The sequence below is a fragment of the Mesorhizobium sp. P160187 genome (assembly GCF_057766425.1).
The window spans coordinates 223,109-235,133 of record NZ_JBYMDX010000004.1 but is presented as its reverse complement, the minus strand read 5'-3'; the positions used below and the strand labels follow the sequence as shown (position 1 = coordinate 235,133).

General features: G+C 62.2%; 11 protein-coding genes, 1 tRNA gene and 1 pseudogene. 7 read left to right on the top strand and 6 right to left on the bottom strand.

What is annotated here, in order from left to right; translation table 11 throughout:
* Positions 1–58: 58 nt before the first annotated feature.
* Positions 59–1,201, bottom strand: a complete 1,143-nt coding sequence (locus AC3CCE_RS18125; RefSeq protein WP_352624679.1) for a hypothetical protein — start codon at positions 1,199–1,201, stop codon at positions 59–61.
* Between the two features lie 249 nt (positions 1,202–1,450).
* On the opposite strand from AC3CCE_RS18125, the gene AC3CCE_RS18120 reads away from it, so the two are divergent.
* The 6 genes and pseudogenes from AC3CCE_RS18120 (at position 1,451) to AC3CCE_RS18095 (ending at position 7,282) form a co-directional block, all read left to right on the top strand.
* On the top strand, positions 1,451–2,335 hold the full coding sequence (locus tag AC3CCE_RS18120; protein ID WP_352624677.1) for a dihydrodipicolinate synthase family protein: 885 nt from the start codon (positions 1,451–1,453) through the stop codon (positions 2,333–2,335).
* Positions 2,336–2,358: 23 nt separating this feature from the next.
* Positions 2,359–3,018 (top strand): GntR family transcriptional regulator, encoded by a 660-nt coding sequence (locus AC3CCE_RS18115; RefSeq protein WP_023815787.1) that lies wholly within the window; start codon positions 2,359–2,361, stop codon positions 3,016–3,018.
* A gap of 66 nt (positions 3,019–3,084) precedes the next feature.
* Positions 3,085–4,421, top strand: a pseudogene (locus AC3CCE_RS18110) (ABC transporter substrate-binding protein).
* Entirely contained in the window at positions 4,421–5,359 is a 939-nt protein-coding gene (locus AC3CCE_RS18105) for a carbohydrate ABC transporter permease (protein WP_023742463.1), read from the top strand. Before AC3CCE_RS18110 ends, AC3CCE_RS18105 begins: the two are co-directional and overlap by 1 nt.
* Positions 5,360–6,181, top strand: a complete 822-nt coding sequence (locus AC3CCE_RS18100) for a carbohydrate ABC transporter permease (protein ID WP_352624674.1) — start codon at positions 5,360–5,362, stop codon at positions 6,179–6,181.
* A gap of 39 nt (positions 6,182–6,220) precedes the next feature.
* The gene (locus AC3CCE_RS18095) at positions 6,221–7,282 is read left to right on the top strand and encodes an ABC transporter ATP-binding protein (RefSeq protein ID WP_352624672.1); all 1,062 of its coding nucleotides are present in this window, start codon (positions 6,221–6,223) and stop codon (positions 7,280–7,282) included.
* A gap of 47 nt (positions 7,283–7,329) precedes the next feature.
* Here AC3CCE_RS18095 and AC3CCE_RS18090 read toward each other — a convergent pair.
* Together AC3CCE_RS18090 and AC3CCE_RS18085 are read right to left on the bottom strand one after the other, a co-directional pair.
* Positions 7,330–7,405: transfer RNA gene (locus AC3CCE_RS18090), tRNA-Lys, on the bottom strand.
* Positions 7,406–7,466: 61 nt separating this feature from the next.
* Positions 7,467–7,631 (bottom strand): hypothetical protein, encoded by a 165-nt coding sequence (locus tag AC3CCE_RS18085; protein WP_023826983.1) that lies wholly within the window; start codon positions 7,629–7,631, stop codon positions 7,467–7,469.
* Positions 7,632–7,727: 96 nt separating this feature from the next.
* Here AC3CCE_RS18085 and AC3CCE_RS18080 point away from each other — a divergent pair, with 96 nt between their 5' ends.
* Positions 7,728–8,228 carry a BA14K family protein gene (locus AC3CCE_RS18080; protein ID WP_352545851.1) on the top strand — a complete coding sequence of 167 codons (501 nt, stop codon included), beginning with the start codon at positions 7,728–7,730 and terminating at the stop codon, positions 8,226–8,228.
* A 90-nt stretch (positions 8,229–8,318) separates the two neighbouring features.
* Here AC3CCE_RS18080 and glpK read toward each other — a convergent pair whose 3' ends face one another.
* The 3 genes from glpK to AC3CCE_RS18065 all read right to left on the bottom strand — a co-directional run bounded on the left by glpK (position 8,319) and on the right by AC3CCE_RS18065 (position 11,994).
* Complete coding sequence (glpK, locus tag AC3CCE_RS18075; RefSeq protein WP_352624670.1) at positions 8,319–9,812, bottom strand: glycerol kinase GlpK; 1,494 nt, start codon at positions 9,810–9,812, stop codon at positions 8,319–8,321.
* 89 nt (positions 9,813–9,901) lie between these two features.
* Complete coding sequence (locus AC3CCE_RS18070; RefSeq protein ID WP_023670978.1) at positions 9,902–11,629, bottom strand: ABC transporter substrate-binding protein; 1,728 nt, start codon at positions 11,627–11,629, stop codon at positions 9,902–9,904.
* 77 nt (positions 11,630–11,706) lie between these two features.
* Positions 11,707–11,994 carry a DUF2160 domain-containing protein gene (locus AC3CCE_RS18065; RefSeq protein WP_023693410.1) on the bottom strand — a complete coding sequence of 96 codons (288 nt, stop codon included), beginning with the start codon at positions 11,992–11,994 and terminating at the stop codon, positions 11,707–11,709.
* Between the last annotated feature and the right edge of the window lie 31 nt (positions 11,995–12,025).

The window sequence follows — 12,025 nt, the reverse complement described above, 5'->3', positions numbered from 1 at the left end:
GCTCGCGATGGCATACTCGACAGCTGACGAAAACCGGGCTCGACAGTCTGCGCATCAGTCAGCGGAACAGATACTTCGATACCTCCGGATTGCCACGGCGCCACATCACATTGTCCAGAAAATAGTGGTGCACATTGATGAAGATGAGCACGATGAAGAAGAACAGCGATGACCCCAGCACTTGCCTGTCATAGGGAATCAAAGCCGTCAGGGCGGATGGGATCAGCCAGAAGCCGAGATAGCCAAGGGCCGTGCCGCCGACGATGAAGCCGAGGAGCCGAAACCTGTAGAGGGGGCCAAGAAAGGACAGGATTTTCGGCTGCGGATCGCCTTCGGCATCGGAACTGTCTCGCTCGACGTTCGTCTGGTAGCGCCAGACCACGGCGAGATACTGCAGCGAGTGGAGCGCGGGCACGATCAGCAGCCAAAGCGGGTTTACGCGCGCAATCAGGATCCAGAGATAGAGCGACGCGACATAGGCCACCAAACCGTTATAGGGCAGGCCGCCACCGTTCTTCCGCCAGCGATTGACCAGCATCAAGAGCGTGGCCGCCGTCGACGCAACGGCCGCCAGCACGCCGATGTCGGTAATCCAGGAAGGGGCCGCGAATGTGTAATAGTCCAGGCCATAATATTTGCCCTGGGTGACCGCCGTATTCGTCTGCAGCCATGCCAGGATCCACACGGCATAGGAGTTGACCAGCAGCACCTTCTTGTCGCGGTCGTCGAAGAATTTGCGCTTCAGCACCGCATCCACCATCAGCATGCCGTAGCCCTGCTTGACGTAGTGCCAACCGACAAAAAAGAACATGGCGTTGGTGGCATAGCCGAGCAGGCGCGTGTTCGCCGCCGCGGCGCCATAGGCAAAGAACCCGGCCATGACCAGGGGCACGACAATGCCCGCGAAGATGTAGCGGAGCTGCAGGCTCCCGTCGTAGCCGTCGCCCGTCACCTTGCGCCCGAAATTGCGGTAGAAGAGCTGGTAGGAGTGGGCGAAGTGGGGATAGTTCACGAGATAGGCTACGAAGACCATCGTTGCGGCCACCGGACCTTCATATTCGAGCGGAACGAGAAACAGCACCGGCAGGATGAGAAAGGCGCTGCCGCCCAGCATGAGGAAATCGGCGACCGGGCCGAAGAGGTACTTTTGAGGCGCCGCCGCCTTAGGAGCGACAGCATCCGCCGAAAGCTGAAGTGTCATGTCAGAACCCTCCCCTGGGAAAGGCTGAGTTTAGCCATCGACTGGGATGGGGACAAGGTTGGAGCTGCCGCTCCGCGCCCGAACACTGGGCCATCCTGCTGTTTCGCCAATGGTCTCCATCCGCCATGGGCTTCGAACCCGTGAACCGCTCGATAAGGCCCTCCGCTGTTAAAAAGCGCACCACCCCAATTTACGACTAACATGTTAGTGTGCTATCACGGCATACACACCTACTTCGGAGACCTTCCGGTGACATCACGCTTTGGCCTTTCGGCCGCTCTCGCCACGCCTTTCGATGCCCGCGGGCAGATCGCCACCGCCCCCATGATCGCTCAGGCCAAAAGTTGCCTGGCGCAGGGTTGCGGCAGCGTGACGCTTTTCGGCACCACAGGGGAAGGCGCATCGGTGGGCACGACGGAGCGGCGGTCGGTAACCGAAGCCATGCTGGCTGCTGGAATCCTGCCGCATCAACTCGTTGCCGGCGTGCTGGTCGGCGCCGCCGAAGACGCCGCCGAACAGGCACAGCATGCCTTACAGCGCGGCGCCCGAAACATTCTGCTGGCCCCGCCAAGCTACTTCAAGAATGTCGGCGAGGACGGCCTTTTCGGCTGGTTCTCCGCCGTCTTTGCCGCGCTCGGCCCCCTCGCCCGTGACGTGCTGCTCTACAACATCCCTTCGGTTACCACGGTGCAGCTTTCGCTTGGCCTGATCGGCCGGTTGCGCACTGCTTTTCCCGACGTGGTCGCCGGGGTGAAGGATTCCGGTGGAAATTGGAGCTACAGCGAGGCGCTGCTTGCCGCCCATGGCGATCTGGTGATCCTGATCGGCGATGAAAGGCATCTGGCGCGTGCGGTGCGACTGGGTGCTCAAGGCGCAATCTCGGGCATGGCCAATTTCGTCCCGGGCGAAATCCGCGCCATGGCCGAGGACGGGCGCGACGATCCTCGCGTCGAAAGTTTTGTGCTCGAATTGCTCAAATATCAGGTCACCCCCGCGGTAAAGGTGATGGTGGCGCGCAAGACCGGCGACGAGCGCTGGCTGGCGGTCCGTCCGCCGCTGGAGCCGATCGCTTTGCAAGGGCAGCAGCAGCTTGCCGCAGCCTATGACAGCTTTTTTGCCAGGGAACCGGCCTGACCGGCAAAGGGAAGCGCGCCGAAATGGAAGACGGCAACGAACCGACCACCCTCAGGGAGAAGGCCTATGCCAGCTTCACGCGGCATTTGCTGGCGCGCGACTTCAAGCCGGGCCAGTTCGTGTCGCAGCGTGAGCTGGTTGCCTTCACCGGACTGCCGCTCGGCGCCATTCGCGAGATCGTGCCGCGTCTCGAGGCGGAAGGACTGCTGACGACCATCCCGCAGCGCGGCATGCAGATCGCCCATATCGATATCAGCCTGATCCGCGAGGCCTTTCAGTTCCGCCTGTTCATGGAGCGTGAAGCGGTGGCGCTGTTTACGGTCAGCGCCTCCGACGCCGAGCTTGCCCGCTTGCGGCGCGAGCATGAGGACATGCTTGCCCAGGCGCTGGCGCATACCCCGACGCCGGAGATGGAGGCCAAGGCGCAGACCATCGACTGGGCCATGCACGACACGTTCATCGATGCGCTGGGCAACGAGATCATCGCCAAGGCCTATCTGGTCAATTCGGTGAAGATCCGGCTGATCCACCAGGAGCGGTTCCGTATCGACGGGCGCGTCGTGCCGGTCATGCGCGAGCACCTGGCGGTGATCGATGCGATGCAGAGCCGCGATCCTGGGAAGGCGGTCGAGGCCATTAGCCAGCATATCGACAAGGCGCGCCGACTGGCGCTGCAAATCTGAGGAAGCATGAGCCGCGCCGCGGTCGCTGCGGCGCAATCGACAACGACAACAACCGGGAGGAAGAAAATGTCGTCCAATCTGTTCAACCCAACCAGGAGGCAACTCCTCCAGGGAACCGCCGCCCTTGCCGCCGCCGGCTTTGCCGGTGTTCGCCCAAGCTTTGCCGCCGGCGTCGACTGGAAGCGCTTTGCGGGAACGACGCTTGACGTCAATCTGGTGAAAAGCCCGCGCAGCGACACGCTGATAAAATACATCGCCGAGTTCGAGGAACTGACCGGGATCAAGGTCAATGCCGAAGCGACGCCGGAACAGCAGCAGCGCCAGAAGACGGTGATCGACTCAGCTCCGGCAAGCCGAGCTTCGATGTCGTGCATCTGAGCTACCACGTGCAGAAGCGGCAGTTCGAAAAGGGCGGCTGGCTGGCCGACATATCAGGCTATCTCGCTGACTCGACCCTGACCGATCCTGCGCTGGTGGAAACCGATTTCGCCGATGCCGGCATGCTGTTTGCCAAGGACGGCCAGGGCGTGCTGCGCTCGCTGCCGTTCTCAGTCGACTACTGGATCGTCTACTGGAACAAGGAATTGTTCGAGGCCAAGGGCCTCAAATACCCTGAAACCTTCGAGCAATTGGTCGCGGCGGCCGAAGCGCTGACCGACCCGTCGACCAACACCTATGGATTTGTCGCCCGCGGCCTCAAGAACGCCAACACGCCGGTGTGGACGTCGCTTATGCTCGGCTACGACATGACGCCGCTCGACGACAAGGGCAAGCTGCGCACGACCTCGCCCGAGGCGGTCGAGGCGGCCAGCCTCTACCAGCGGCTGATGACCAAGTCGGCGCCTCCAGGCGTCACCGGATTCAACTGGGCCGAAGCCCAGTCCGCCTTCCTGCAAGGCAAGATCGGGATGTGGTTCGATGGCGTCGGCTTTGCCCCGCCAATGGAAAATCCGGAAAAGTCACGAGTGGTCGGCAAGGTTGGCTACGGCGTCATGCCCAAGGGGCCCAAGGCGCATGCCGCCGGCACCTTTGGCGACGGCCTCGGCGTGACGGCCACCAGCGAGAAGAAGGAGGCCGCCTACCTCTTCTGCCAGTGGGCGATTTCGCCCGCCATGGGCGCGCGCCTGCTGCAGGCGGGTGCCGGCGTGCCGTTCCGCAAGTCGGTGCTGGAAGATCCCAAGGTGCGCGAAGGCGTCACCATGCCGGCGAGTTGGCTCGATGCCGTGGTCGGCTCGGGCAATGTCAGCCGGCTGTCGCTGCCGGTCATCATTCCGGTCACCGAGTTCCGCGACATCTATGGCGTGGCGCTGACCAATCTGATCGCCGGCGCCGATCCGGCGGAGGAACTGAAGAAGGCCACCGAGCAGTTCCAGCCGGTGCTCGACCGGAGCGAGCAAGGCTGATGTCCGCCATCACCCCAGAACGCACCGGGGTGACGACGCAAGCCATCGAAGGGAGCCAGACCATCCGGCTGGCTCCCAACTACTGGCCTTTCGTCGTCCCGGCGCTCGTCGTCGTCGGCGCCGTGATCGTCTTTCCTTGGGCCTTCACACTGTGGATGAGCGTCAACCGCTGGACCCTCGGCCAGGCGCGAAGCTTTGCCGGGATGGAAAACTATCTGCGGCTGGCAGTCGACCAACGCTTCTGGGAATCGCTTTTCCATACGCTGACCTACACGGCGCTTTCGGTCGCGGCGCCGATGTTCCTCGGCACTCTTGCCGCGCTGATCTTCGACGCGAAATTTCCGCTGCGCGGGCTGTTGCGTGGCGTCTTCGTCATGCCGATGATGGCGACCCCGGTCGCCGTGGCGCTGGTCTGGACGATGATGTTCCATCCCCAGCTCGGCGTGCTCAACTATCTGTTGTCGCTGGTCGGCATTCCGGCGCAGGAATGGATCTTTAACGCCAGGACAGTCATCCCGTCGCTGGTTGCGGTCGAGACCTGGCAGTGGACGCCGCTGGTGATGCTGATCGTGCTGGGCGGCTTGGCCTCCGTGCCGCGCGAGCCCTTCGAGAGCGCCGAGATCGACGGCGCCAACGCCTGGCAGCAATTCCGCTATCTCACCTTGCCGATGATCGCGCCGTTCCTGATGATCGCGATGATCATCCGCACCATCGATGCGTTGAAGAGTTTTGACATCATCTACGCCATGACCCAGGGCGGACCGGGCACGGCCTCGGAAACCATCAACATCTATCTCTACAACACCGCCTTCTCCTACTACGACATCGGCTATGGCTCGGCCATGGCCGTGGTGTTCTTCATCGTCATCGTCGCGCTGTCCTTCATCCTGCTGATGCTGCGCCAGCGCTCCCATTGGATCGGGGTGGAGGGCAAATAGATGAGTTCACGGCTGCTCAACCGAATCGGGCTGTTCTTCGCGGCTCTGGTCTTCGTCTCGCCGGCGATCCTGTTCTTCCTCTGGATGATCTCGCTGTCGCTGAAATTCGAGATCGACAACGGTGCATACCCGCCGATCCTGATCCCGGAACATCTCGCCTGGTCGAACTATGTGAAGGTATTCGAGGAGAACAATTTCCTGCTCTATTTCTGGAATTCGGTTCTGGTGACGGGCACGGCAACGTTGCTGGCGCTGCTGATCGGCGTGCCGGCGGGCTATGGCATCGCGCGGCTCAAGGCCGAACGCTCGGCGGTGGTCATCATGATCGCCCGCATGACGCCGGGGCTTTCCTATCTCATTCCGCTGTTCCTGCTGTTCCAGTGGGTCGGCATTCTCGGCACGCTGTGGCCGCAGATCATCATCCATCTGGTGGTGACGGTGCCGATCGTGGTCTGGGTGATGATCGGCTATTTCGAGACCACGCCGATGGAGCTGGAAGAAGCGGCCAACATCGATGGCGCCAGTTCCTGGCAGGTGTTCCGGCTGGTCGCCTTGCCCATCGCCAAGCCGGGCATTGTCGTCGCCTTCATCCAGTCGATCATCTTCTCATGGAACAATTTCGTCTTCGGCATTGTGCTCGCCAGCCGCGAGACCCGCACGCTGCCGGTCGCCGTCTACAACATGCTTTCCTACGAGCAGGTGAGCTGGGGTCCGCTCGCCGCCGCAGCACTTGTGGTGACGCTGCCGGTGCTGGTGCTGACCCTGTTCGCGCAAAGGCAGATCGTCGCCGGGCTGACCGCAGGCGCCGTCAAGGGCGGCTGAGGCACGGCCCCGACATCACTCATTTCCGGGAGAAATCCAATGGCATCGGTAACAATCAACAACGTTCAGAAGGCTTTCGGAGCCGCCAAGATCATCCACGATGTCAGCGTCGACATCGCCGATGGCGAATTCGTTATCCTGGTCGGGCCGTCGGGCTGCGGAAAGTCGACGCTGCTGCGCATGATTGCCGGACTGGAAATGATCTCGGGCGGCAGGATCGCCATTGGCGATCGCGTCGTCAACAATCTCAGGGCGCGCGACCGAAACATCGCCATGGTGTTCCAGAACTACGCGCTCTATCCGCATATGACGGTGGCCGACAATATGGGCTTTGCCCTGAAGATCAAGAAAGCCGATCCGGCCGACACCGCCGGCCGCGTCGGCAGGGCCGCCAGCATTCTCGGCCTGGACAAGCTGCTCGACCGCTATCCGCGTCAGCTTTCCGGCGGCCAGCGCCAGCGCGTCGCCATGGGCCGCGCCATCGTGCGCGACCCGCAGGTGTTCCTGTTCGACGAGCCGCTGTCCAATCTCGACGCCAAATTGCGAGTGCAGATGCGCGGCGAGATCAAGGCGCTGCACCAGCGGCTCGGGACCACAACCATCTACGTCACGCACGACCAGATCGAGGCCATGACCATGGCCGACAAGATCGTCGTGCTGCATGACGGCCTTGTCGAGCAGATCGGCGCGCCGCTCGACCTCTACGACCGCCCGGCCAACCTCTTCGTTGCCGGCTTCATCGGCTCGCCGGCGATGAATTTCATTCGGGGCCATGTCGAGGAAGGTGTTTTCCGCAGCGCCGGTGGACTGATCTTGCCGCTGCCGGAAGGCATCGACCTGACCAACATTCCCGGCGGCGACCTCATCTACGGCATCCGCCCCGAACACATCCGAGCGACGACCGCCAAAGGAATCCCCGGCACGATCGTGCTTCTGGAAGCAACGGGTTCGGAAATCTTTGCCAGGGTCGACTGCGCCGGAGAAGAAATCTCCTGCCTTTTCCGCGAGCGGCTGGCACTGAAACAGGGCGAGCAGATGCGCATCGAGATCGACCGCGCCTGCGCTCATCTGTTCGACGTCAAGACCGGGCGGCGATTGTAGGAGGCGATGGGGGCTGCTGACAGGGCAACTTCCGCACGAAATATTTCTGGTGAGCGCGTCGGGGTTCGAACCCGAGACCTACTGATTAAAAGTCAGTTGCTCTACCGGCTGAGCTACGCGCTCCCGCGGGCTCTAAAGGCCGCCCTCGAAATTGCGCGGAACATAGGGAGAGTGCCGCGACCGGTCAACCGGAAAAAGATGGCCGTTCGACCGGGGTTTCAGCCATCGCCAGACGCGCCGCAAATTGCGTCGTCACCAGCCCGGTGAGCCGCTCCCGCAACGTGGTCGCCGCTTCGATCTGTTGGCGCGCGAGACGCGCCTTTTCTCTCGCGCCAAATTCGAGAAACATTACAAATCAGCAACTTACTGTTTTGGTGGGAACCATCGCACGAGCGGGCCGTTTTCGTCTCACAAGGGACGTCAACCACCCTTCAAGGAGAAGATCATGAACAAGATCGCAACGGGTCTAGTGGCGACCACCCTGTCAATTTCGTTTGCCGCGGCCGCCGCTATGCCGGCCAATGCCGCCCAGATGTTCGTGCCCCAGTCATCAGCAACTTCGTCCGACATCGTGAATGTGGGCGATTCTCGTCATGACAACTGGCGGTGGATGCGCCACGGCAACCGCAATTCCGGCAATCGCGATTTCCGCGTAGGCCGCCAGTTCTCGCGCAACAATGATGGCGGCAGCTATTGGAATGGCCATCGCGGCTATCGCGAATATCACCGCGGCTATCGCCGTCACGGCGACTACTGGTTCCCGCTGGCTGCCTTCGCCACCGGCGCCTTGATCACCGGTGCGATCGTCAACAGCGAGAACAACCGCGTCTACGGCGGCGATGCGCATGTGCAGTGGTGCTACGACCGCTATCGCTCCTACCGCGCCTCGGACAACACATTCCAGCCCAACTACGGCCCTCGGCGGCAGTGTAATTCGCCCTATTGATGTGTTTAGGGCGAAGTTAGGGTAGGACGGAGCCTGCGCCGGCAACGGGCGCGGGCTTCGTCTTTTCGCGGACTTGGTCTTAAGTGCGAATCAGGACGCGCTCAATGTCCGGCGCACCGCGTCGCGCCAACCCGCCAGTTTTGCCGAGCGGGTGTCGGCATCCATGTCCGGCTTGAAGCGGCGCTCGAGCGCCCAGCTATTGGCAAAATCCTTCGCCTTCGGCCACACGCCTGCTTTCGAGCCGGCAAGCCACGCCGCACCCAGCGCCGTCGTCTCCAGAATGGTCGGGCGATCGACCGGCGCATCGAGGATATCGGCCAGCCGCTGCATGGTCCAGTCGGAGGCCACCATGCCGCCGTCGACGCGAAGCACGGTTTTGGCCGACGCCCCCTTCCAGTCCTTGCGCATTGCGTCGAGGAGATCGCGCGTCTGGTAGGCGACGGATTCCAGCGCCGCGCGGGCGAACTCCGCCGGGCCAGAGTTGCGGGTCAGCCCGAAGATCGCGCCACGCGCCTCGGCATCCCAATGCGGCGCGCCGAGACCGACGAAAGCCGGCACCAGATAGACGTTCTGCGTGGGGTCGGCGGTTGCCGCCAAAACGCCGCTATGCTCGGCCTTGCCGATCACCTTGATGCCGTCGCGCAGCCATTGCACGGCGGCACCCGCGATGAAGATCGAGCCTTCCAAGGCATAGGTAGTCTTGCCGTTCAGCCGATAGGCGATGGTGGTCAACAGCCGGTTCTTCGAGCGCACCAGATCGGCGCCGGTGTTGAGCAGCGCAAAGCAGCCGGTGCCATAGGTCGATTTCATCATGCCTGGCTCGAAACAGGCCTGGCCGATGGTCGCTGCGTGCTGATCGCCGGCCACGCCAAGGATTTTGATTTCGGCGCCAAACAGGCTTTTTTCCGTCACGCCGTAGTCGTCGGCGCAATCCTTGACCTCAGGCAGCATCGCCACCGGGATGCGCAGGATGGAGAGCAGCTCGTCGTCCCAGACATTTTTCTCGATGTTGTAGACCAGCGTGCGCGAGGCGTTGGTGGCATCTGTCGCATGCACCTTGCCGCCGGTCAGCCGCCAGATCAAAAAACTGTCGATGGTGCCGGCGAGCAGTTCGCCCTTTTCGGCGCGCTTTCTCGCACCGTTCACCTTGTCCAGCATCCAGGCGATCTTGGTGCCGGAGAAATAGGGATCGAGCAGCAGGCCGGTTTTTCTGGTGAACTTTTTCTCCAGGCCGTGTTTCTTCAGCTTCTGGCAGAGCGGCGCGGTGCGGCGGTCCTGCCAGACGATGGCATTGTGGATCGGCTTGCCGGTCGCCTTGTCCCAGATGACGACGGTTTCGCGCTGGTTGGTGATGCCGATCGCCGCCACATCCGAGGCCTCGCGGCCGGCGGCCTTCAGCGCGCCTTTGACCGTCGCGACGACGCTTGCCCAGATCTCTTCCGGATCATGCTCCACCCAGCCGGAGGCAGGATAATGCTGCGTGAATTCCTGCTGCTTGCTGCCGGCGACCTTCATCGCGCCGTCGAACAGGATCGCCCTGGTCGATGTCGTACCCTGGTCGATTGCAAGGATGTATCCGGTCATTAGTCCTCCCGGTAGCTCGCCTATACAAACAGGGGAGACGGCAAGATGCCGCCTCCCCGTTCACTATGATCCTGGCGCGTACGCCAAGATTACTTCTGCCAGCTCTTCACCAGTTCGTCGTAGTTGATGGTGATCGGCTTTTCCTTCTCGTTCTCGATCTTCAGCTGAGGCGCGAGATTGCCGTTCTTGACCGCGTCGGCGTTCCAGTAGGCGAGGTCATGCTCTTCGGCCATCTTCGGGCCGATATCGCCCTGGACGCCCGACTTCTCGATGCGGGTCATGACTTTTTCCTGCTCGGCGCAGAGCGAGTCCATGGCTTCCTGCGCCGTCTTGGCGCCGGACGAGGCATCGCCGATCGCCTGCCACCAGAGCTGTGCCAGCTTCGGATAATCGGGCACGTTGGTGCCGGTCGGCGACCACTGAACGCGGGCCGGCGAGCGGTAGAACTCGATCAGACCACCGAGCTTCGGCGCACGTTCGGTGAAGCTCTTGTCGTGGATCGTGCTTTCGCGGATGAAGGTCAAGCCGACATGGCTCTTCTTCACGTCGACCGTCTTCGAGGTCACGAACTGCGCGTAGAGCCAGGCGGCCTTGGCGCGGTCGGTCGGCGTCGACTTCATCAGCGTCCAGGAACCCACGTCCTGATAGCCGAGCTTCATGCCGTCCTTCCAGTAGACGCCATGCGGCGACGGGGCCATGCGCCACTTCGGCGTTCCGTCGTCGTTCAGCACCGCCTTGGCGCCGGCGTCGACCATCGAAGCGGTGAAGGCGGTGTACCAGAATATCTGCTGCGCGACCGCACCCTGTGCCGGCACCGGGCCGGATTCGGAGAAGGTCATGCCTTGGGCTTCGGCCGGAGCGTAGGCCTTCAGCCAGTCGAGGTATTTCTGGATCGAGTAGACGGCAGCCGGGCCGTTGGTGTCGCCGCCGCGCGCCGTGCAGGAGCCGACCGGCTGTGATTTCTCGTTGACCTTGATGCCCCATTCGTCGACCGGCAGGCCGTTCGGCAGGCCCTTATCGCCGTTGCCGGCCATCGACAGCCAGGCATCAGTGAACCGCCAGCCGAGCGACGGGTCCTTCTTGCCGTAGTCCATGTGGCCATAGACCTTCTTGCCGTCGATCTCGCGGCCGGTGAAGAACTCGGCGATGTCCTCATAGGCCGACCAGTTGACGGGAACGCCGAGGTCGTAGCCGTATTTCGCCTTGAAGTCGGCCTTGTTCTTCTCGTCGTTGAACCAGTCGTAACGGAACCAGTAGAGGTTGGCGAACTGCTGGTCGGGCAGCTGATAGAGCTTCTTGTCCGGCGCGGTGGTGAAGGAGGTGCCGATAAAATCCTTCAGGTCGAGGTTCGGATTGGTAACGTCCTTGCCCTCGCCCGCCATCCAGTCGGTCAGGTTGCGGACCTGCTGGTAGCGCCAGTGGGTGCCGATCAGGTCGGAATCGTTGACCCAGCCGTCATAAAGGTTCTGGCCGGTCTGCATCTGGGTCTGGATCTTCTCGACGACGTCGCCTTCCTGGATGACGTCATGCGTGATCTTGATGCCAGTGATGGCGGTAAAGGCCGGCGCCAGCACCTGCGATTCATACTGGTGGGTGGCGATGGTTTCGGACACGACCTTGATGTCCATGCCGGCGAAAGGCTTCGCGGCATCGATGAACCACTGCATTTCTGCTTCCTGGCCGGCGCGGTCGAGCGTCGACAGCGGGCCGATTTCCTTGTCCAGAAACGCCTTGGCCTCATCCATTCCGGCGTAGGCGTTGCCTACCCCGAGCAACAGGACAAGGGCAGTTGTTGATGTTAAAAATTGCCGTCGCATAGGTTTCCTCCACATTTAGGTTTCAAGTGCGATCTGGAACGGCCGCCGGCACGCGGTCGATCCAACAGTTTCCCCCTCTATACGTAGCGGAACACGCCGACGGCGTAGACCACGGAGAGAGCGAGAGCCCACCACAGGTTGGATCCGACAAGACCCAGCCAAGCGAGATGGATAAAGGCGCTGCCAAGCAGCGACAGAAAAAGACGGTCGCCGCGCGTCGTCTCGAAGCGCAGGACGCCGACGCGCGGATTGCCGCCCGGCGAGGCAAATTCCCAAAACGCCATGCCGCACAGCAGCAGAAGAATGGTGCCGAAGAACGCCGCCGTCGGCCACGTCCACGCCATCCAGGTGAGGTCGAGATTCATGGTGACACCCTCCCCAGGGCAAAGCCATTGG